Source organism: Streptomyces palmae (assembly GCF_004684805.1).
GTDB lineage: Bacteria > Actinomycetota > Actinomycetes > Streptomycetales > Streptomycetaceae > Streptomyces > Streptomyces palmae.
Window position 1 is genome coordinate 1 of sequence record NZ_SRID01000043.1, and the last position, 21,464, is coordinate 21,464.

General features: G+C 71.8%; 18 protein-coding genes. 7 read left to right on the forward strand and 11 right to left on the reverse strand.

Annotation, left to right across the window (positions count from 1 at the left end; translation table 11 throughout):
• The coding region (locus E4099_RS07400) for a S41 family peptidase (protein ID WP_135338144.1) at positions 1-3,392 on the reverse strand (3,392 nt) is incomplete at its 3' end.
• Between the two features lie 170 nt (positions 3,393-3,562).
• Between E4099_RS07400 and E4099_RS07405 the strand changes: the two genes are divergently transcribed.
• Positions 3,563-4,189, forward strand: coding sequence for a TetR/AcrR family transcriptional regulator (locus tag E4099_RS07405; protein WP_135338145.1), 627 nt, complete (start codon positions 3,563-3,565; stop codon positions 4,187-4,189).
• A 99-nt stretch (positions 4,190-4,288) separates the two neighbouring features.
• Positions 4,289-6,517 carry an MMPL family transporter gene (locus E4099_RS07410; RefSeq protein ID WP_135338146.1) on the forward strand — a complete coding sequence of 743 codons (2,229 nt, stop codon included), beginning with the start codon at positions 4,289-4,291 and terminating at the stop codon, positions 6,515-6,517.
• A 122-nt stretch (positions 6,518-6,639) separates the two neighbouring features.
• Here E4099_RS07410 and E4099_RS07415 read toward each other — a convergent pair whose 3' ends face one another.
• From E4099_RS07415 to E4099_RS07445, 7 genes are all read right to left on the reverse strand, one after another.
• Entirely contained in the window at positions 6,640-9,189 is a 2,550-nt protein-coding gene (locus E4099_RS07415; protein ID WP_245244655.1) for an excinuclease ABC subunit UvrA, read from the reverse strand.
• Positions 9,190-9,496: 307 nt separating this feature from the next.
• Positions 9,497-10,090 (reverse strand): SMI1/KNR4 family protein, encoded by a 594-nt coding sequence (locus E4099_RS07420; protein WP_135338147.1) that lies wholly within the window; start codon positions 10,088-10,090, stop codon positions 9,497-9,499.
• A 30-nt stretch (positions 10,091-10,120) separates the two neighbouring features.
• Entirely contained in the window at positions 10,121-10,786 is a 666-nt protein-coding gene (locus E4099_RS07425) for an MSMEG_1061 family FMN-dependent PPOX-type flavoprotein (protein ID WP_135338148.1), read from the reverse strand.
• A 172-nt stretch (positions 10,787-10,958) separates the two neighbouring features.
• On the reverse strand, positions 10,959-11,207 hold the full coding sequence (locus E4099_RS07430) for a hypothetical protein (protein WP_135338149.1): 249 nt from the start codon (positions 11,205-11,207) through the stop codon (positions 10,959-10,961).
• Complete coding sequence (locus E4099_RS07435; RefSeq protein ID WP_342451909.1) at positions 11,204-11,560, reverse strand: hypothetical protein; 357 nt, start codon at positions 11,558-11,560, stop codon at positions 11,204-11,206. Before E4099_RS07435 ends, E4099_RS07430 begins: the two co-directional genes overlap by 4 nt.
• Positions 11,557-11,856 (reverse strand): hypothetical protein, encoded by a 300-nt coding sequence (locus E4099_RS07440; protein ID WP_135338151.1) that lies wholly within the window; start codon positions 11,854-11,856, stop codon positions 11,557-11,559. The genes E4099_RS07435 and E4099_RS07440 overlap by 4 nt, the downstream gene beginning before the upstream one ends.
• A gap of 177 nt (positions 11,857-12,033) precedes the next feature.
• Positions 12,034-12,762: a GntR family transcriptional regulator gene (locus tag E4099_RS07445; RefSeq protein WP_135338152.1), complete on the reverse strand. Its 729-nt coding sequence runs from the start codon at positions 12,760-12,762 to the stop codon at positions 12,034-12,036.
• Positions 12,763-12,848: 86 nt separating this feature from the next.
• Between E4099_RS07445 and E4099_RS07450 the strand changes: the two genes are divergently transcribed.
• Positions 12,849-13,679 carry a class I SAM-dependent methyltransferase gene (locus E4099_RS07450; RefSeq protein ID WP_135338153.1) on the forward strand — a complete coding sequence of 277 codons (831 nt, stop codon included), beginning with the start codon at positions 12,849-12,851 and terminating at the stop codon, positions 13,677-13,679.
• A gap of 8 nt (positions 13,680-13,687) precedes the next feature.
• Here the strand turns inward: E4099_RS07450 and E4099_RS07455 are convergent, their stop codons facing one another.
• Both E4099_RS07455 and E4099_RS07460 read right to left on the reverse strand, forming a co-directional pair.
• Positions 13,688-15,121, reverse strand: coding sequence for a sensor histidine kinase (locus E4099_RS07455; RefSeq protein ID WP_135338154.1), 1,434 nt, complete (start codon positions 15,119-15,121; stop codon positions 13,688-13,690).
• The gene (locus E4099_RS07460; RefSeq protein ID WP_135338155.1) at positions 15,114-15,800 is read right to left on the reverse strand and encodes a response regulator; all 687 of its coding nucleotides are present in this window, start codon (positions 15,798-15,800) and stop codon (positions 15,114-15,116) included. Before E4099_RS07460 ends, E4099_RS07455 begins: the two co-directional genes overlap by 8 nt.
• 133 nt (positions 15,801-15,933) lie before the next feature.
• Between E4099_RS07460 and E4099_RS07465 the strand changes: the two genes are divergently transcribed.
• The 3 genes from E4099_RS07465 to E4099_RS07475 all read left to right on the forward strand — a co-directional run bounded on the left by E4099_RS07465 (position 15,934) and on the right by E4099_RS07475 (position 20,306).
• Positions 15,934-16,671 (forward strand): PepSY domain-containing protein, encoded by a 738-nt coding sequence (locus E4099_RS07465; protein WP_135338156.1) that lies wholly within the window; start codon positions 15,934-15,936, stop codon positions 16,669-16,671.
• A gap of 250 nt (positions 16,672-16,921) precedes the next feature.
• Positions 16,922-19,348 carry a DUF7507 domain-containing protein gene (locus tag E4099_RS07470; protein WP_167828311.1) on the forward strand — a complete coding sequence of 809 codons (2,427 nt, stop codon included), beginning with the start codon at positions 16,922-16,924 and terminating at the stop codon, positions 19,346-19,348.
• Between the two features lie 400 nt (positions 19,349-19,748).
• The gene (locus E4099_RS07475) at positions 19,749-20,306 is read left to right on the forward strand and encodes a Uma2 family endonuclease (protein WP_135338158.1); all 558 of its coding nucleotides are present in this window, start codon (positions 19,749-19,751) and stop codon (positions 20,304-20,306) included.
• Between the two features lie 64 nt (positions 20,307-20,370).
• Here the strand turns inward: E4099_RS07475 and E4099_RS07480 are convergent, their stop codons facing one another.
• Positions 20,371-20,733 carry a winged helix-turn-helix transcriptional regulator gene (locus tag E4099_RS07480; RefSeq protein ID WP_135338159.1) on the reverse strand — a complete coding sequence of 121 codons (363 nt, stop codon included), beginning with the start codon at positions 20,731-20,733 and terminating at the stop codon, positions 20,371-20,373.
• 73 nt (positions 20,734-20,806) lie between these two features.
• Here E4099_RS07480 and E4099_RS07485 point away from each other — a divergent pair, with 73 nt between their 5' ends.
• Positions 20,807-21,454: an NADPH-dependent F420 reductase gene (locus E4099_RS07485; RefSeq protein WP_245244656.1), complete on the forward strand. Its 648-nt coding sequence runs from the start codon at positions 20,807-20,809 to the stop codon at positions 21,452-21,454.
• Positions 21,455-21,464 lie beyond the last annotated feature (10 nt).

Below are 21,464 nucleotides of genomic sequence, written 5' to 3' on the forward strand. Positions count from 1 at the left end.
CGGCTGCGGTTGGGGACGTCGGAGTAGTCGGGCGGGGTCGCGGTGCCGTGCTGCTCCAGCAGGTCCAGGGCCACCCGTACCGCGTCGTCCATCTGCTTGTGCCGGCCCTCGGCCCAGTCCAGCGGGGTGCGCTCCACCTCGATGTCCGGCTCCACCCCGTGGTTCTCCACGCCCCAGCCGTACTCGTCGAACCAGGCGGCGTTCATCGGCACGGTGATCGAGGTGCCGTCCACCAGCCGGTGCCGCCCGGTCATCCCGACCACCCCTCCCCAGGTGCGCAGGCCCACCACCGGGCCGATGCCCAGCAGCCGGAAGGCGGCGGTGATCATGTCGCCGTCCGAGGAGGTCATCTCGTCCGCGACCGCCACGATCGGGCCGCGCGGCGCGTTGCTGGTGTACGAGACCGGCTGGGCGTCGCGGGTCAGGTCCCAGCCCATCACGGTGCGGGTGAGCTTCTCCACCACCAGCTCGCTGATGTTGCCGCCGGCGTTGCCGCGTACGTCCACGATCAGCGCGGGCAGCGACATCTCGCGGCGCAGGTCGCGGTTGAACTGCGCCCAGCCGGAGCCGCCCATGTCCGGGATGTGGAGGTAGCCGCACTTGCCGCCGCTCAGCTCCCGCACCACCTCGCGGCGCTTGGCGACCCAGTGCTGGTAGCGCAGCGGGCGCTCGTCGATCAGCGGCACCACCGCGATCCGGCGCGGGTGCCCGGCCTGCTCCGGATGCTCGAAGGTCAGCTCCACGGTGGTCCCGCCGGCCGCCGCCAGCAGCGGGTACGGGCCGGTCAGCGAGTCCACCGGCCGTCCGTCCACATGCGTGAGCACGGCCCCCACCCGCACCCCGGAGCCGGCCAGGGGGGAGCGGGCTCGGGAGTCGGAGGACTCGCCGGGCAGGATCCGGACCACCTGCCAGGCGCCCTCCTTGCTCCGTACGAAGTCGGCGCCGAGCAGCCCGATCGGCCGCTGGTAGTGGCGCGGGCCCTCGTTGCGCCGGGCGGGTCCCACATAGGCGTGCGAGGTGCCCAGCTCGCCCAGCACCTCGCGGAGCAGGTCGGCGAACTCCTCGGGGGAGGCGACCCGTTCGACCAGCGGGCGGTACTGCTCCAGCACCCCGTCCCAGTCCACCCCGCCCATCCCCGGCTCCCAGAAGTAGGACCGCACGATGCGCCCGGCCTCGGCGTACGCCTGCCGCCACTCGGCCGCCGGGTCGACGTCGTGCAGGATGCGCCGCATGTCGATGTAGACGGTGGAGTCGCTGTCGCCGGGCTCGGTGGCCGGCACCGCCCGCAGCTCGCCGCCGTCGTTGACCACCAGCCGGCTGCCGTCGCCGCTGAGCGCGAACCAGTCGAGTTCCCGGGTGAGTTCGGTGCGCTTGGCCTTGACCAGGTCGAAGTACTCCAGGGTGGGCCGGCCCGAGGTGTCGGTGGGGCTGGCGAAGGTCTCGCCCAGCGCGCCGGAGATCGGCCAGCGCAGCCACACCAGCCCGCCGCTGCTGACCGGGTGCAGCGAGGAGTACTTGGAGGCGGCCACCGGGAACACCGTCACCCGGCTGGCCAGCCCCTCCACCTCCACCAGCACGGTGCCCTCGGCGCCCTCGGGCCCCGTCGGCTCCACGGTCGGCGGGCGCCAGTCCTGCGGATCGAGACCGCCGCCGGCGGGCCGCCCCTCGGGGGAGAGCGCGAACGGGGAGGGGGTGGCAGAGGAGAGCGGCACCAGGTACGGGCGGCAGCCCAGCGGGAAGGAGAGGTCGCCGGTGTGCACGTCGTACACCGGGTCGAATCCGCGCCAGGACAGGAAGGCCAGATAGCGGCCGTCCCGGGTGAAGACCGGCTGCTCGTCCTCGAAGCGGCCGTTGGTCACGTCCACGATGGTGCGGTCCCTGAGCCGGGCGATCCGGATCTGCCGCAGCGAGCGGCCGATGCCCGGATGCGACCAGGCCAGCCAGCCGGAGTCGGGGGAGAAGGCCAGGTCGCGCACCGGGCCGTTGTCGGAGCGCACCAGCTCGGTCACCCCGTGCGCCGCGTCCTCGGCGGCGCCCTCGGCCTCCGTGCCCGCCTGGTACCGGGTGGCGCCGGCCGGGGCGGCCGGCGCGTCGGGCTCGGGTGCCGCCTCCGCGGCTTCGTCTTCGGCGACCGAGACCAGCAGCAGCCGCCCGTCGTGGGAGGCGACCGCCAGCTGCCGCCCGTCCGGGGAGGCCGTCAGCTCGTGCACCCGGCCCAGCCGGCCGACCGCCAGCCGCCGGGGCGGGCGCGGACCGCTGGCCCGGGGCAGATAGGCGATCTCGATGGCGTCCTCGCCCTCGGCGTCGGTCACATAGGCGACCCGGCCGCCGGCGCCGAGCATCTCGGGCAGCCGCACCCGTACCCCGTGGGTGTCGGCGATGGTGCGGGCCGGGCCGTCGCGGTGGGTCAGCCAGTACAGGCTGCCGCGTACGCACACCGCGCTGGCCCGGCCGGTGGCGTCCACCGCCAGCGACTCCACGTTCGCGGCGGCCGGCACCTGGTAGCCGCGCCGCCCCGCCCGCGGGCCGCCCAGCCGTACGTCCAGCCGGCGCGGGGTGCCCCGCGGGCCGAAGTCCTCCACCAGCCACAGCTCGCCGGCGCACTGGTAGACCACCCGGTGGCCGTCGGTGGCGGCGTGCCGGGCGTAGAAGTCCGCGTGGTCGGTGTGCCGGCGCAGGTCGGAGCCGTCGGGTAGGCAGGAGTACAGGTTGCCGACGCCCTCGTGGTCGGAGAGGAAGGCGATCCGCGTCGCGCCGTCCGGTCCGCCCGCGGCCGGGTCGCGGACGAACATCACCGAGGCCAGATGCCCGTACAGGTCCGGCAGCAGCCGGGTGCCGTGCAGCCACATCCGGCCCATGGCGCCGCCCCGGTAGCGCTTCCAGGCGGCCGGCTCGTGCGGCGGCTTGCCGGTCAGCAGCAGGGTGCGGCGCTGCCCGTCCAGCTCGCCCATGGCGATGTCGGAGACCGGGCCCCAGGGCAGCTTGCCGCCCGGGCTGCCGTCGGTGGGCAGGGTGTAGGCCCAGGAGAAGTACGAGAACGGCTGGTCGTGTGAGGAGACGGCGAGGATCTGCGGCTCGCCGTCCTGGTCCGGGGGTGCCCAGTTGCAGACCCGTGCGTCGGTGCTGCCCCAGTAGGTGAGGCGGCGGGCCGGCCCGCCCTCGGTCGGCACCAGGTGGATCTCGGGGTCCAGGCTGCGCCAGCTGGTGAAGGCGATCCGGGTGCCGTCGGGCGAGAAGCGGGGGTGCCCGACCCGGGTGCGGTCGACGGTCAGGCGCCAGGCCCGACCGCTGGGGGCGCCGGGGGCGGCCAGCGGGGCCACCCACAGGTCGTCCTCGGCCGCGAAGCACAGCAGGTCGCCATGGAGATGAGGGAACCGCAGATAGGCGCTCACAAGTCCATGCTTTCGGGACCGGCAGCCCGCGGCAACTTGTTCTGTGACATACCCCACCGTCTTCCGAGGGGCACAGCGAAACCTTGCCGTTTCGATATGTCGTATCGTAGGGCCAGGTGTACGAAACCGTTTCGTTCGTCTGGGGGTGTGTCGTGCAAGCAGCCGGGTCGGTGACCCCGCGGCGCACCCGACTCACCCCCGAGCGGGAGGGCGAGCTCTTCGAGGCCGTGATCGATCTCCTGGCGGAGGTCGGCTACGAGGCGCTGACGATGGACGCCGTCGCGGCGCGTACGCACTCCAGCAAGGCGACGCTGTACCGGCAGTGGAAGAGCAAGCCGCAGCTGGTGGCCACCGCGATGCGGAAGGCCAAGCCGGTATCCGTGGAGGACATCGACACCGGTTCACTCCGCGGGGACCTGCGCGAGCTGGCGGCCTGCGGCCCCGGTCGTACGGAGACGGACGCGGCACTGATCAGGGGGCTGGCACATGCCGTACACGAGAACCCGGACCTGCACCGGGCGATGCGTGAACTCCTGGTCGAACCCGAGATCATCGCGCTGGGCGGCCTGCTCCGGCGTGCCGTCGACCGCGGTGAGATCGATCCTGACCGGCCCGCACTGGCCTTCGTCCCGCACCTGATGGTCGGTGCCTTCCTCGCCCGGCAGATGGTCGACGACCGGCCGGCGGATCCCGACTACCTCCTCGACTACATCGACGCCGTGGTCCTCCCCGCCCTCGGAGTCCGAACTCCCCACAACGGTGCCCACGTCCCAAACCGGCACCGGACAACCGCATAACGAGCACCACCGCACCAGGACGCCCGCCCGGAACGCCGCTCTCGTCGCCGGGTCGGTTCTCCGCCATCCCACTCACTCACGACGGGAGCACCACGACTCGTGGCCACGTTCCTCTACAAACTCGGGCGCTTCGCCTTCAGAAAACGTCGCTTGGTGGCCCTGATCTGGGTCGCGCTGCTGGTGGTCGCCGGAGTCGGCGCCGGCACCGCCACCAAGCCCTCCAACGATGAGTTCTCCATCCCCGGTACCGAGGCCCAGCAGGCCTTCGACCTGCTGAAGGAGCGCGTCCCGGAATCCAACGCCAATGGCGCCACCGCCCGCGTCGTCTTCCGCGCCCCCAAGGGCGAGCAGATGGCCGACGCGGAGAACAAGGCGGTGGTCACCAAGGTGATCAAGGAGCTGAAGAAGAGCTCCGACCAGATCGCCTCGGTGGCCGACCCGTTCGCCGCCCACGCGGTGAGCAAGGACGGCACCACCGCCTACGTGCTGACCACCTACAAGGTCAACGCGATGGAGTTGGACAAGGACTCCAAGGACGCGCTGAAGGACGTGGGCAAGGACGCCCGCGACTCCGGCCTCACCGTGGAGATCGGCGGTGACGCGCTGGAGGAGATGCCGGAGACCGGTGCCACCGAGATCATCGGCATCGTCATCTCCGCGCTGGTGCTGGCCATCACCTTCGGTTCGCTGATCGCCGCCGGACTGCCGCTGCTCACCGCCCTGATCGGGGTGGGCATCGGTATCTCCTCGATCGTGGCGCTGGCCAGCACGCTGGGCCTGTCCAACACCACCTCCACGCTGGCGATGATGATCGGCCTCGCGGTCGGCATCGACTACGCGCTGTTCATCGTCTCCCGCTACCGGTCCGAGCTGGCCGAGGGCCGGGAGCGCGAGGAGGCCGCCGGCCGCGCGGTGGGCACCGCGGGCTCCGCGGTGGTCTTCGCCGGTCTGACCGTGGTCATCGCGCTGGTCGGCCTCGCCGTGGTCAACATCCCGATGCTGACCAAGATGGGTATGGCCGCGGCCGGCACCGTGGTGATCGCGGTCCTCATCGCCATCAGCCTGATCCCGGCGCTGCTGGGCTTCGCGGGCAAGCGGGTCTACGGCAAGAAGGCCCGCAAGCGGATGGAGGAGACCGGCACGCCGGCCACCTCCGACAAGCCCAACATGGGCACCCGTTGGGCCCGCGGCATACTCCGCCGCCCGGCCGTGGTGCTGGTCGTGGGTGTGCTCGCGCTCGGCGCGGCGGCGGTTCCCGCCACCAAGCTCCAGCTCGGTCTGCCGGACGACGGCTACCAGCCGACCAGCAGCACCAAGCGCAAGGCCTACGACATGATCTCCGAGGGCTTCGGCCCCGGTTACAACGGTCCGCTGATGACCGTGGTCGACGTCAAGGGCGTGGACGACCCCAAGGGCGCCGTCGAGAAGGCCCGTACCACCATCGCCGGCCTCAAGGACAAGCCCACCGTCACCCCGGCCATGTTCAACAAGGCCGGTGACACCGCGATCGTCTCGGTGATCTCCCAGCACAAGCCGAGCAGCACCGAGACCGAGGACCTGGTCGCCCACATCCGGGACGCGGCCGACAAGATCAAGTCGGAGACCGGGGCGGAGGTGCTGGTCACCGGCACCACCGCGATGAACATCGACGTCTCGCAGAAGCTCGACGACGCCCTGCTGCCCTACCTGGCACTGGTCGTGGGTCTGGCCTTCCTGCTGCTGATGGTGGTCTTCCGCTCCATCCTGGTGCCGCTCAAGGCCGCCCTGGGCTTCCTGCTCTCGGTGGTCGCGGCGCTCGGCGCGGTGGTCGCGGTCTTCCAGTGGGGCTGGCTGGGCGCCCTGTTCGGCGTCGAGGAGACCGGCCCGATCATGAGCATGATGCCGATCTTCATGATCGGTGTGGTGTTCGGTCTGGCCATGGACTACGAGGTCTTCCTGGTGACCCGGATGCGCGAGGCGTACGTCCACGGGGAGCGCCCCGCGGACGCCATCGTCACCGGCTTCCGGCACGGCGCCCGGGTGGTCACCGCCGCCGCCGTCATCATGATCGCCGTCTTCTCCGGCTTCATCGGCTCCTCCGAGCAGATGGTCAAGATGATCGGCTTCGGCCTGGCGATCGCGGTCTTCTTCGACGCGTTCGTGGTCCGGATGACCATAGTCCCGGCCGTACTGGCCCTGCTCGGCAAGTCCGCCTGGTGGCTGCCCAAGTGGCTCGACAAGGCCCTGCCCAACGTCGACGTCGAGGGCGAGCAGCTGCAGAAGACCCTCGCCGCCGAGTCCGACCGCACGCCCGACCAGGACCCGGACGCGGAACTGACCCGCGTCTGAACCTGATCGGAGCCTGAGGCACCGGACTCCGGCACCCTGAACGGCGGTTCCCCGCGCACCAGCGCGGGGGACCGCCGTTCGGCGTTCCCGGGGTGCGGCCCGGGAACGCCGAACGCCGCAGGTCAGCGCCGTGCGTCCCCCGAGGCGTCCAGGAGCGGCAGGCCGGCCGCGTACCGGCGGAGGTATCCGGCGGTGGGGGTGTCCGCGCCGGCGACGGCTTCGGGGGTGCCCTGCGCGACCACCGCGCCTCCGGCCGGGCCGGCCCCCGGGCCGAGGTCGATCACCCAGTCCGCGGACGCGGCGACGGGGATGTCGTGTTCGGCCACCACGACGGTGTTGCCGGAGTCGAGCAGCAGGTCGAGCGCGTCGACGATCCGCTGGACGTCGGACGGGTGCAGGCCCGAGACGGGTTCGTCGAGGACGACGAGGCCGGCCCTGCGGCTCGCCGCGCCGCGCTGGATCGCGGAGGCGAGTCTGAGGCGCTGGGCCTCGCCGCCGGACAGCTCGGTGGCGCTCTGGCCGAGCCGGAGGTAGCCGAGCCCCACCCGGTCGAGCGCGGCGAGGATCTCCGCGAGCTGCCGGGGTTCGGTGAAGACCTCCCCGGCCTCGGCGACGGTCAGCTCCAGCACCCGGTCGACGGTCAGCCCCCGGTAGGCGATCTCCAGTGCCCGCGGCCCGTAGCGCCGGCCGTCGCAGGTGTCGCACACCACCCACATGTCGGGGAGGAAGTGCATGTCGACGAGCTTGCGGCCGTGGCCGGCGCAGGTCTCGCAGCGGCCGCCGGTGGTGTTGAAGCTGAACCAGGAGGCGTCGAGGCCGCGCGCGCGTGCCGCCTCGGTGCCGGCGAACAGCCTGCGGATGATGTCGAACGCCTTGCTGTACGTGGCCGGGTTGGACCGCGGCGTACGCCCGAGGGGTTCCTGGTCGACCACGGCGACCCAGCCGAATCCGCCGACCCCGGTCACCTCGCGCACGGTGTCGGCGGCCGTGCCGTCGAGGGCGGCCGCCACGCCCGCGGCGAGGGCGCCCAGGACGCTGCTCTTGCCGCTGCCGCTGACCCCGGTCAGGCAGGTGAGCCGCCCGGCGGGGAGGCGCAGCAGCTCGAGCGCCGCGTTGTGGGCGCGCAGGCCGCGCAGTTCCACCCAGTCGCCGCCGTCGCGGACCGGGCGGGGGGTGCGGCGCAGCCGCGGCCCGTCGCCGGCCAGGTAGCGGCCGGTGGCCGAGGCGGGGTGGGCGGCGGCCAGCGCGGGTGGGCCGCAGACCAGGACCTCGCCGCCGAGGCGGCCGGCGCCCGGGCCCATGTCGACGATCCAGTCGGCCCGGGCGATCAGCTCCGGGTCGTGTTCGACGAGCAGGACGGTGTTGCCGGCCTCGCGCAACTCCAGGGCGATGTCGAGAAGGTTCCTCTTGTCCGCCGGGTGCAGCCCGGTGCCGGGTTCGTCCAGGACGAAGATGACGTCGCTCAGCTCGGTGCCGAGCTGAGCGGCGAGCCGGGTGCGCTGCAACTCGCCGCCGGAGAGGGTGGCGGCGCCGCGGGACAGCCGCAGATGGGCCAGGCCGAGCCGGTCCAGTAGGCGGAGCCGGCGTCCGAGGTCCCGCAGCAGGGGTTCGCCGACGGCGCGCTGCCGGGCGTCGAGGGTGTCGGCGAGGTCCCCGGCCCAGCGGCGTACCTCGCGTACGTCCACCTCCAGCAGATCGGGGTACGTCAGGCCGCCGAGGCGTACGGACCGGGCGACCCGGTCGAATCCGCTGCCCTGGCATGCCTCGCAGGGCTGCTTGCGCAGGTACGGCAGGTAGCGCTGCTTGGCGCTGGGCGTCTGGGCGTTGGCGAACACCCGCTCCACCTCGGCCAGCGCGCCGCGCAGCGGTTGGCTGGAGGTGTAGGTCATCCGAGCCGTCTCGTTCTTGTTCGGGATGTCGACGGTGGCCTCGACCGCCTCGTCGCCGGTGCCGTACAGGACCTCGTGCCGGAACGCCGCGGGCAGCGAGTGCCAGGGCAGGCCGAGGTCCACGCCCCGCAGGGCGGCGAGCGCGGGGACGAACGCGTGCTCCCCGGAACGCCATTTGGCGTACCAGGGGGAGGCGCCCTCGAAGAGCGGGAGGTCCGGGTGGGTGATGACGAGGTCTTCCTGGGCCTGCCAGCGTCCGCCGGCGCCGTGGCAGTCCTCGCAGCTGCCCTCGGGAGTGTGGCGGTCGAAGTGTGCGCTGGTCAGGGGAGCGGCGCCGGTGTCCGATTCCGGCTCTGCGTCCGGGCCGAGCCGCGGGAGGCGCGAGTAGAGCAGGCCGAGGTGCCCGTCGATCCCGGTGAGGGTGGCCACGGTGGAGCGGGGGTTGCGGTTCAGTCGGCGCTGGTCGACCGCGAGCGTGGGGCCGAGGCCGAGGACGCGGTCGACCTGGGGGCGGTTGCGCTGGGTGATGTACTGGCGCACGAACGGGGAGAGGCCCTCCAGGTACCGCAGTTGGGCCTCACTGTGCAGGGTGTCGATGGCGAGCGAGGTCTTGCCGCTGCCGCTGACGCCGGTGAAGGCGACGAGCCGGCCCTTGGGGATGCTGACGGACACATCGCGCAGGTTGTTGGTGCGGGCGCCCACCACCTCGATGGTGTCGCGCGTCCCGCCGGCCCCGACGGCGTGCGGGGCCGGCACACGGGTGTCCGGTACGGGCCGGGTCACGCCTCGTCCGCCTTCCCGCCGAGCGTGGCGAGGTCGGGGGCGTACCGGTGGAGGGCGTCGGGTGTTTCGCGCATGAGGGTCCTTGTCTGTCTGTCGTCCCGGCCCGCGGCACCGGCCGGCGCCCTCACTGTCTCCGCGAAACCCGACACCTTCTGTCCTGTTTCCCGTGTGTGCTGCCGCGTGCCGCCGCCGCGGGGCGAGAGCAGGAGCCCTGGGCCCGCTCGTCCGCCGGTGTGGAGGCAGGCGAGCGGGGCCCCCGCGGCTGGAGGCGCTGAGACATCTCAGCGGAGGACCGCTCCCGTGGCCGCTACGCCCGGGGCTCACCGGTTGCCGGGTCGAGGTCCGCCTCCCAGCGGCGCTTCTGCTCACGCCAGTGGACGAAGGAGCGCTCCCGCGGAATGACGACACTGATCGTCTCCTCCTGGAACTCCTCGTCGGTGAGGATCCTGCGCAGGAACTCCGCCATGCCGAAGGGGTGGACCTGGAAGGTGGGATCGGTGTGCCGGCCGCACACCAGCACGGGCCACCGGTCGGGATCCTCGTCCGTGGTGAGCCAGCAGTAGATGTCGGCACCGCTGGTGACGCCCCAGGCGAGGATGGAGTTCGGGTCCACGTCCAGGTCCGGGCTCCCGCCGAGCATCTCCCAGGTACCGCGGGCGTTCGCCGTCTCGTCCCCGAGGCCCCACCCGTCCGTGTAGGCGCCGGGCCGGTGAACGGGCAGCAGTACGCCGAGCACCCCGCCGATCCACCCCGCCCCGTACGTCCGCATGAAGGCGGTGTAGTCGCCCGGAAACCGGGTCCCCCACTCCTTCTCCAGCGCTCCCCAGTCGATCTCCTCGTCCCTGCCGTGCGTCGTCGGCAGCACCTCCACCAGTGCCGCCACCTCTGCATTCACACCCACCGTCGCTCCTCCCCGTACGTCGTGGAACCTTCACTCGAAACGCAGGCGCAGTGACTCCCGTTCGGCCTCCTCGACCTGGTCGATGGTCAGGCCCGGCAGGTTCAACTGGGACAGCGTCACCTCGGCGCTGGTCGGCTGGGCGTCGGCAGGCACCCACCGCTCCGGTTGCCAGGCGTTGGCGCGCATCAGCGACTTCGGGCAGTGCGGGTAGACCTGCTCGACCTGCACCACTATCGCCGAGACCGGCGGCTTCCCCACGGGAGTGAGTCGGGCGAGCAGCTCCGGGCGCGCCGAGACGCAGGCGCGGCCATTGACGCGCAGCGTGGTCGGGCGGCCGGGGATGAGGAAGAGCAGGCCGACGCGTCCGGTCTCCAGCACGTTGTGCATGGTGTCGAGCCGCTTGTTGCCGGTCGCGTCGGGGATCACCAAGGTACGGTCGTCCAGCACCGAGACGAACCCGGCCGGGCCGCCACGCGGCGTCACGTCCGCCCGTCCCTCGGCGTCCGCACTGCCGATGAACACCAGCGAGGAACAGCCGATCAGCGCCCGGGTCTCCTCGGTCAGGCGGTCGATCTCCTTGCGGAGCGCGTTCGGGTTCGGCTGCGGATAGAGCTCGCGCAGCTGGTCCGGGTGGGTGAGGGCATCTGCCCGAAGGGATTCGAAGAGCGAGCCGGCGGCCCCGTTGTCGATCGTCATATGGACGACACTAGGACTCCAACGGGTCAGCGAGGGCCTTGATGACGGGCTGGTTGATCTCCCGTACCGGGTGCCGGACTTGGTGACGCGGCGGTGGGTGAGGAAATCCTGAGGTGGAGCGCGGGCCCCACTCATCCGCCGGTGGCGCAGCGGATGAGTGGGGCGTCCGCCATCAGCGACGGGCGTTCGAGCCGCGCTGGGTGGAGAAGCGGCACTCCGGGGCGAAGTCGGGGACGGGCTTGCCGTCCAGGGCGTAGCAGAGGGCGGCGTGCAGCTGTTCGGCCTCCGCGGTGGTCAGGGCCAGTTCCGAAGTGCCGATGACCTCTCCCTCGCGGGCGATCCACAGGGGCAGGACCAGATGCTCGTCCCCGTCGCGGCGAAGTGGGCGACCGGGCACCCGGCCGAGTTGCCAGGTCGTCACAGCAGGTCCTCCTCCGTCGTGGCGTGTTCGCTGTCGCGCAGGCTGTGCCGGTCGGATGGATCCGCGTCGTCCAGCTCCGCCAGGCGCATCGCTCGGCTGTCCGCGATCCGCCGGGTGTCGATCAGCGCCTCGGTGAGCCGACGCACCACGAATCGCAGCTCCCGGGCCCCCACCTTGCGGTCGTCCACCATGGCCCGCGCGTATCCGACCAACTCGTCGCCCGTCCGCAGCTGTACGGCCTCCACCTTGTCGGCCAGCCGCCACAGATGGCTGTCGGCGCCGCCATCCGAGAGCAGGTACGCGGGCTGCCCGCCCGGTCCGGGCCACGGCAGCAGGCGCCGCTGGGTGCTCACCACGCCGCCGCCGCCTTCGCCTCGTACGCGCCGAGATCGAGGCCGTGCACCGCGAGCCACAACGTTCGTCGGCGGCGTTGCCGGGACCGTCGCTCCTCGGGCGTCAGGACATAGGGCCGGACGAGAGTTGCTACGTCTTCCGCGCCCGATGACAGCAGCACCATCTGCGGGGTGGAGGCATCGGCCACCACCGGCGTGGGCCCGGTGACGTGCGGAATGGCGGCCCGGTGACGTCCGGACGAGGGGAGTAGTAACCGAAGCATGAGTTCGAGGAGCCTGCGGACGGGCTCGATCATGTGGTCAACCTCCGTAGGGTTGGTGGCCACGCCCCCGGACCTCGCCTGGGTCAGGGCACCCATCGGGGATGTGGGGAGGAGGCGGTGCCCACGCCGCAGCCCAGAGGCAGGGAGCAGCATGAGCGCCACGATTGCCCCACCAGACTGGACCGGTCCACCGGACCAGTCAAGCTTCTCTTACGCTTTCGCCCCCATCGGGTAGTCGTCGACGCGCTCCCACAACCCCGAGGGCGTCACGCCCTCTTCGCACACCAGCGGCCTGCCCTCCTTGTCGTAGGCCGTGTGCAGATCCACCGCGACTGCGACCGGCTGCTTCACCCCGAGGTGTTCCGCCTCTGCCTTGGTTGCCAGGCGGACCCTTGTGACATCAGTGCCACGCGCTGGCTCACGGCCGGTTTGGCGCCGCACATAGTGCGTCGTCCCCTCCGCGATGGGACCCGAATGGGACAGGCGCGGGCACTGGTCGACGATGTCTGGCGGGAACCAGGCGGTCACATACGTCATGGGTCCGCCGGCATCGGTCAGGACCAGTCGGGCCCGGTGCAGCGCCGCCGCCCCTGGCGGCAGGTTGAGGGCTTCGGCCACATGGGATGGCGGCGTCAACATCTCCGGTTGGCCCAGGCGGCGGAACGGCCGACCGCCCGCCGTCCGGCTCGTCCCCGCGCGACGACCACCGGCAGGACGCGCGACCGGTGTCTCGACGACAGTGAAACCGCGACCCTGGTGTGGGATTACCAGGCCGTCCGCCCGGAGGATGTCCATGGCCTTGATCGTGGTGGCGCGAGATACGCCCCACTGCTCGCATAGGTCTCGGCTGGACGGCAGCATCTCACCGGGGTCGAACTCACCGTCGGGGATTCGGCGTCGCAGATCCTCGGCGATCACTTCGTACTTGAGTTGAGGCATGAGAAGCATCCTGTCGCATGTGGTGACCGGTTGACCGGTCAGGCTACGGGGTTACCCGCGAGCCGAACAGCCGCCACAATGCCAGGATGACCGAACAGGCCGCGCCACCCATCGCACCGGAGATCCTGGACTTCTACACCCACACCATCGATGAGGGACAACGCCTGATCGATGCCGCGGACGGCCGCCTGGAACTCCTCCGGACTCAGGAACTGCTGCGCAGGCACCTGCCCCCGGCTCCTGCGCGAGTGTTGGACATCGGAGGAGGGCCAGGAGTCCACGCCCGATGGCTGACCGACGACACGTACGCGGTGCACCTGGTGGATCCGGTGCCCAGGCACGTGGAAGAGGCCCGGCAGATCGACGGCGTGACGGCGGAACGCGGCGACGCGCGGGCGCTCACAGCCGCTGATGACTCCTACGACGTGGCCCTGCTGCTGGGCCCGCTCTACCACCTGCTCGACCGAGAGGACCGGCTGCGGGCACTCCGCGAGGCCCGGCGGGTGGTGAGACCGGGCGGGCTGGTGGCCGCGGCGGCGATCGGCCGCTATGCCTCGCTGTTCGAACACACCGCGACGACCTGGCTCGGCACCAAGCCACGTGTGCGCGAATCCGTAGCCGACATCCTCGCGAGCGGGATTCACGAGCCTGGCCGCAAGGGCTTCACCGCCGCCTACTTCCACACGGCGGACCAGCTCGCTGACGAGATGACCGCCGCCGGGCTGGACTGCCTGAGTGTGTACGGGATCGAGGGCCCGTCCTGGGGTGCGCTGAAGGCGGCCGAGCTGCATGGCGGCGAGCGGATCGAGGAGGACTCTCCGCTGTTCGCCGCCGCGCTTGAGGCCGCACGGCTCGCTGACGCGTACCCGGCTCTCCTCGCCGCCTCGTCCCATATGCTCGCCGTCGCTTACGTCTGAGGCGGCCTTCAGGTGGCGCGGGGCAGTCTGGCCTGGAAGGCGGCGCCGCCGGTGGGGGCCTGGTCCACGGACAGCGTGCCGCCGTGGCGTTGTACGACGTCGCGGGCGATGGCCAGGCCGAGGCCCGCGCCGCCGTCGTCGCGGGTGCGGGCCTCGTCGAGGCGGACGAAGCGTTCGAAGATCCGCTCACGGTCGGCCTCGGGCACACCGGGGCCGTCGTCGGTGACGGTGAGCACCACGTCCGCGCCCTCGGCCCGGAGTTCGACGCCGACGGTGGACCGCGCGTGGCGTTCCGCGTTGTCCAGGAGATTGCCGAGCACCCGCCGGAGCTGGCCGCTGTTGCCATGGACGTCCAGTGGTGTGCCGCTGATGGCGAGGTCGGGGGTGATGCGGTCGGTGGCGGCGCGCTCGGCGAGTTCCTCGTGGACGAGGGCGGCCAGGTCGACCCGGGCTCCCTTGGGGCGTTCGCCGGCGTCGAGGCGGGCGAGCAGGAGCAGGTCGGCCGCCAAGTGCTGGAGACGGATCACGTCCTGGAGCACGTCCTCGACGTCCAGCAGCTCGGAGTGCGCCACGGCGACCTCCAACTGGGTGCGCAGGGAGGCGATGGGGCTGCGCAGTTCGTGCGAGGCGTCCGCGACGAAGCGGTGCTGGCGCTCGACGGACCGCTCCAGCGCGGTCAGGGTCTCGTTGGTGGTGGCGGCGAGCCGGGCGATCTCGTCGTGCGAGTCGGGCTGGGGCACCCGGCGCGAGAGGTCGCCGCTGGCGGTGATCTCGGCCATCTCCGCACGGATGCCCTCGACGGGGCGCAGCGCCTTGCGGGTGGCCAGCCAGGTCACCCCGGCGACCACCAGGAGCAGGCACGGCAGGCCGATCAGCATGGCGCGGGTGACCTGGTCGAGAGTGGCCTGCTCGTCCTTGAGCGAGGTGCCGGCGTAGACGGTGTAGGTGCGGCCGTCGTAGGTCGTCCCCTGCACGGCGGCGAAGCTGTAGTCCTGGGTCTCGTCGCCGACCCGCACGGCGAGGGTCCTGTGGTCCACGTCCGTGCCCACCTTGCCCCGGGCGGGGGTGCTGTCGTGGTCGTCATCGTCGTCGTCGGACGAGTGGGGCGGTGCGGTGCCCTTGGGCGCGGGTGAGAAGTTCGTGACCGGACCGCGTCCGTGGAGCTCGTCACCGGCGGCCAGTACCTTGCCCGCGGAGTCGACGACCTGGACGAGGTGGGACTCGTCCTCGGGCAGGTCCAGGGAGCCGAAGCGCCCGTTCAGCGCGGGCTGGGAACCCGCCACCGTGCGGGCCGCGACCTCGGACTCCAGACCGGCCCGGTCGACCAGGTTGCCGCGCAGTACGGCGACCACCGCGACGCCCGCGACGACCAGGGCGACGGCGACCACCAGCGTGGCGGCCAGCGCGGCCCGGGCGCGGAGGGAGGCGAAGAGCCTACGCATGCCGGTCGCCACCTGATTCGAGGAGGTACCCGGCCCCTCGTACCGTGGTGATGGAGCGCCGACCGAAGGGCACGTCGAGCTTGCGGCGCAAGGCGCTGACGTAGACCTCGACGATGTTCGGGTCGCCGTCGTAGGCGAAGTCCCAGACATGGGCGAGGATGTCCGCCTTGGACACGACCTGCCCGGCGTGCAGGGCGAGGTGTTCCAGGACCGCGAACTCCTTCGCGGTCAGGGTGATGTCCGTCCCGGCCCGGTCGACGCGCTTGGCGGCGGGGTCGATCGTCAGGTCCCCGATCCGCAGGAGCTGTGCTCCGGACCGCGGCCGGCGGCGCAGCAGCGCCCGGATCCGGGCCACCAGCACCACGTAGGAGAAGGGCTTGGTCAGGTAGTCGTCCGCGCCGGTGTCCAGGCCCTCGGCCTCGTCGTACTCGCCGTCCTTGGCGGTGAGCATCAGGATCGGGGTGTCCCGGCCGGCGGCCCGCAGCTGGGCGCACACGCGGTAGCCGTTCAGCCCGGGCAGCATGATGTCCAGCATGATCAGGTCGTAGTCGTGCTCCCGCGCCATGTGCAGGCCGGTGACGCCGTCGTGGGCCAGGCCCACCGCGTAGCCCTCGGAGGTCAGGCCACGGGCGAGGGCGGCGGCGAGGCGTTTCTCGTCCTCCACGATCAGCAGGCGCATGCCCCAAGCTTCGCAGAACGTTCCTGAAGCGATCTTCAGCATCTTCAGCGGGCATTCAGGAACACCGGCGCATGGTGGTCGGCGTCAGGACGGAGCACCGTCCGGCACCCGACCCGAGGAAGGGAACATCCCGATGAAGGCACACCTGCGTCCGCGCAACGTGACCGGCCGCCGCCGCAACATCGCCGCCGTGCTCGCGGCCACCGTGATCCTCGGCGGCGCGGGCGCCGCGACCGCGGTCGCCTACGCCGGGGACGGCGGCTCGGACGACAGCCGGGCCTCGGCCACCGACGCGCGGGGCGCCCACCACGACCGTGACCACGACGGGCACGAGCGTGAGGACCGTGACCGCGGTGACGACGAGGGCGACGGCGCGGCGCTGCTCAAGGGTGCCAAGGTCGACCTCAAGCAGGCCGTGGCCGAGGCCATGAAGTCCGTGCGGGGCACCGCCACCGCCGTCGACCTGGAGCGCGGCCAGGACAAGCCGGTCTGGGAGGTCGAGATCACCGACGCCCACGGCACCGAGCACGAGGTCACCGTCAACGCCCTGGACGGCAGGATCGTGGCCACGACGGTGGACGAGGACGACGACTCCGGTGACCGCGAGGGCGACGCCCGCCTGGCCCGGTCCGCCAAGACCGATCTGGCCACGGCGGTGGACGCCGCCCTCGCCAGGGTCCAGGGCACGGCCACCTCGGCCGAGCTCGAAGGCGACCACGGCGGGACCGTCGTCTGGCAGGTCGAGATCGCGGACGCCAAGGGCGGCCACCACGAGGTCGCCGTCGACGCGCGGACCGGCGCGGTCCAGGCCGCCGAGGCCGACGTCGAGCGGGGTGGCCACAGCGGCTCCGGGGATCACGAAGAGGACTGACGTCGGCGGGGAAGAGCCTGCTGACCGGGGCGGGGAGCGCGGGGTGGCCCGGGCTCCCCGCCGTTCCGTGGGCGCGGCCTTCCGGGCTCGGCTGCCCCGTCTGCCCTGGGCGCGGTCGGCGTGGTCCGGCGGAGCCGTCTGCCGTACGAGGCCGCGTGAACCGTTGGCGATGGGGGCGTGTCCCGTCGAGGCATGAGGCGACCGGCACTTAGATTGCGGATAAATCAGACCAAATCGGCCGCTCTCCCGTGTGGAGGTACCTGTGGTTCGTAGAAATCCGCTGTCATTGTTGGTGGTCGTCATCGCGGTGATCGCGTCGGTTTTCGCGCTTCCGGGGTCCGCCTCGGCCGTGGGCACCGAGGCCCAGCTCCAGGCGGCGATCTCGAACGCGGTCGGTCCGACGACCATCCCGCTCGACGACGACATCACGCTGAGCGACACCCTGACGATTCCCTCGGGCAAGGACATCACCTTGACCGGGGACCACGATCTGATCGGTGCGGCCGCTCGGGACACGGTGACGGTGGCCGGCGGCGGCACGTTGACGCTGGCCGGGATCACCGTGACCCATGTGCGCGGTGAGACCGGCAGCGGAGTCGTGGTCCAGTCGGGCGGCGAGCTGGCCCTGGTCAGCGGGGCGATCTCGGGGAACGTGGCGCTGCCCGCCAACAACGGCTCCGGGGTGCGGAACTTCGGCACGGTCACGATGAGCGGTGGGTCGATCAGCGACAACAACGCCGCGGGCGGCAGGAACGGTGCCGGCGTCTACACCAGCGGAAGCTTCGACATGACCGGCGGGTCGATCAGCGACAACATCGCGGGCTCCGCCGGGACCAGTGGCGGCGGAGTCTTCAGCGACGCCAGTGGAACCTTCGACATGAGCGGCGGGGAGATCACCGGCAACGCGGCGCCCGCCGGCGGCGGGGTGACCAGCCAGGGGATTCTCCGGCTCTCCGGCACCGCCGCCATCACCGGCAATACGGCGACGAACGGGGCGGGTGTCTTCAACTTCGCCGACTTCGACATGACCGGCGGGACGATCAGCGGCAACACGGCCACCGCGACCGGCGGTGGGGTGCGCAACAACGGCGCGAACGCCACCTTCACCATGAGCGGTGGCGAGGTCTCGGGGAACACCTCCGAGGGGGACACCGGCGGCGGCGTCTTCAACTTCACCAACGCGACCTTCACCCTGGCGGGCGGCAGGATCTCGGGGAACACGGCCCGCGCCACCTCGGGCGGAGGCGTGACCAACCAGCGCGGCTCGACCTTCGAGATGACCAGCGGTGAGATCACCGGGAACACCGGCACCAGCGGCGGCGGCGTTCTGAACTGGAGCGAAACGGCGGCGGCGACCACGTTCAGGATGAGCGGCGGCACTGTCTCGGGGAATGTCACGACGGCCGCCGCCAGCAGAGGCGGTGGCGTCTTCAACATCAGCTCCAGCACCGGGGCCGCCACCTTCACCATGAGTGGCGGTGTGATCAGGGACGAGCGCGCCGCGTACGGCGGTGGCGTCCACAACACCGGCGACGCGGCCGTGACCACCATCGACGGGGGCACCATCACCGGCAACACCGCCGAGCAAGACGGCGGCGGCATCCACAACAGCAACGGGGCCGAGACCGACATCCAGGCGGGACGCATCACCGGCAACACGGCCGTGGTCGACGGCGGCGGTGTGTGGACCGACGACTACACAAGGCTGACCGTCGAGGCGGGCGTGGTCTTCGCGGGCAACCGGGCGTCCGCGGCGTACCACCGGAACCCCGCGGACGACGCCGTCTACGCGGCGAACATCCACGGCACCCAGTGGTCCTTCGGACTGACCCAGGGCTACAACAACTTCGACATCAACCACCGCTTCGGCGAACCCATCACCTACACGGTGACGTACGAGGGCAACGGCAACACATCCGGCAGCGCGCCGGTGGACGACACCGCGTACCGGCCCGGCGACACCGTGACGGTGCTCGGGCAGGGGAGCCTGGAGAGGGCCGGGTTCCGGTTCCTGGGCTGGTCGACGAACCCGGATGCCACCTCCCCCCAGTACGAACCGGGCGACACCTTCACGATCACCGGCGACACCACGCTGTACGCGGTGTGGCAGGTCGTCTTCCAGCCCCAGCCCGGCAACCAAGGGGTGACGATTGCCAAGCGGGTGCTGTCCCGCGGCCCGTTCAGGGTCGGGGACACGGTGCGCTACGCGTACACGGTGACCAACACCGGTGACACCGAGCTGAGCGACGTCCGTGTCACGGACGACCTGGTCGACCGGGTCACCTGCGACCGGACCACGCTGGCCCCCGGTCAGAGCACGACGTGCCGCGGCAGCTACACGATCACGCGTGCGGATGTGCGGACGTGCCGTGCGTCCGCGAAGGGTTCCGGCGGCAAGGGCGGCGGCCGTGTCCGGTGCCGCATCACCAACACCGCGCGGGCACGGGGCACGGACGAGAACGGCGACCGGGTCACCAGCAGGTCCGCCCGGGCGACCATCACCGTGACGGTGCCGAAGAGGCAATCCCAGCACCCGGGCAAGCGGCCTCCGCACCACAGCCGCCAGCACCACGGCAAGCCGTCGCATGGCAAGTCCTCGCGCGGCGGTCACCACGCGCACGGCAAGTCCTCGCACGGCAAGTCCTCGCACGGCGGTCACGGCACGGGGAGGCGCTGAGCCCCCCGACACGCCCGCCAACCGAGCGGGCGCGACCGCGCCGCGCATGACACAGCAGGGGCCCTGGCCGCCGGACAAGCCGGACGGCCGGGGCCCCGCGAGCGGGAGGCCGGGACAGACCCGGCGAGAGCGTCCCGTCCCCGCGGCTTCCCCACGGAACATCGGCCGCCGGCGGCTCCGGGACCGAGAGGGTGAGGGAACGGGGTAGGCGGGAGGCGGGCAGTGCCGGCCGGACCGAGCCGTCCGGCCCAGGGCCGGCTGGGTGGGCAGCCTTGCGGAGGGACACGGGCGGGTGACCGATTCGACCGCTTTCCGCGCCTGGATGCGGGACGATGGAGGCCGGTGTGGCCATGGGAGGACCCGTCATGACCGATCAGTGCATCGGCGAGGGAAGGAACCGATGAGCGAGGCGCCGGCCGACTACAGCAGCGGCGTGGATCCCGAACGCGCCCTCAAGTACGCCGTCCAGCACATCCGGGGCGACAGGGCCCAGATCATCGAAGGGTTCATCGAGCCCGTGTCACCCACCGGGGACCACGAAGCCGCCGCCGACACCATCCGCGAACAGATCCGCGCCCGCGCCCGCGAACTCGACTGCGTCACCGGCTCCGGCAATCTCGATCTCCCCGGCTCGCCCAACTGGTACATCCCCGACCTCGCGGTCGTCCCCGCCGCCGCGGCCAAGGGCGCCGGCGCCCTCCTCCCCGACCAGACCCTCCTCATCGTCGAGGTCACCTCCGAGTCCAACGACGAGACCGACCGAGTGGTGAAGCGGAAGCGATACGCCGAGTACGGGGCGCCGCTCTACCTGCTCATCGACCGGCAGGAGCGCAGCGTCACGCTCTTTTCCGAACCCGGCCGACTCGGCTACACCCGCGCCGACGGCCCACTCCCTTACGGCGCGAAGGTGCGTCTGCCCGAGCCGTTCGACCTGGACCTCGACACCAGCGGTCTGTAGGTCTGAGGCGGCGCCGGTGCGGGAGGGGGCCGGCGTCGGAGCGGGGCGGCGTGGAGGGGATCCGTCACCCCGAAGCCCGTTGGTCCTCGCGGTCCTGTGCGGCCATCACCTCGTCGCCGTGTTCGAAGGCCCAGGCGCCGATGGCGTCGATGGGGGCCAGCAGGGTACGGCCCAGGGCGGTGAGTTCGTACTCGACGCGGGGCGGCGCCTCGGCGTAGGCGCGCCGGGAGACCAGGCCGTTGAACTCCAGGCGGCGCACGGTCTCGGTGAGGACCTTGGAGCTGATGCCGCCGATCCGCTCGCGGAGTTCGCCGGGGCGTTGGGGGCCGTCGCGGAGGGCCCAGAGGACCACGGGGTTCCAGGTGTTGGCCAGGAGGTCGAAGGCGAGGCGGGCTCGGCAGTCGGAGAGGAAGGGCTCGGTTGTCACGCACCGAATGGTGCCCGACGGGCTTCCTAGTGTCGTTCCGAACGAGGAAAGCGCGTGTGGAGAGGGGCGTTCGGTGAGGATCGGCGTACTGGGAACGGGCAACATGGCGGAGGCGCTCGCCACCCACTGGGTGCGGGCCGGGCACGAGGTGGTCATCGGGGGCCGGGACGAGGGGAAGGCGCGGCTGCTCGCGGCGCGTATCGGGGGCGCCGGGCACGGGAGCCTGCGTACGGCGGCCGAATTCGGCGAGGCGGTGCTGGTGGCGCTGCCCTACGGCGTGGGGCAGGAGGTGGCCGCGCGACTCCAGACGGAACTGAGCGGAAAGGTGCTGGTCGACTGCTCGAACCCGGTGGGGCCCGGCTTCCGGCTGCTCACGGAGGGCGGCCCCTCGGCGGCGCGGCAGTTGGCCGAGGCCGCGCCGGACGCGCGGGTGGTCAAGGCGTTCAACCTCTGCCACGAGGACGTGTGGCGGATGGACCCGCCGGTGTTCGACGGGCGGCCGCTGGCCGTTCCGGTCTGCGGGGACGCGGAGGAGGCGCTGGCGATCGGGCACCAGTTGGTACGAGACACGGGCTGCGCACCGCTGGCCGGAGGTGGGCTGGACCGGGCCGGGCTGGTGGAGGCGACCGCCGCGCTGTTCATCGGGCTGTGGGTCGGCGAGGGGGCGGACGCCCAGGCGATCGCACCGCCGCTGGCCTATGCGGCGGGGCCGCAGGAGTAGCGGCGCCGCG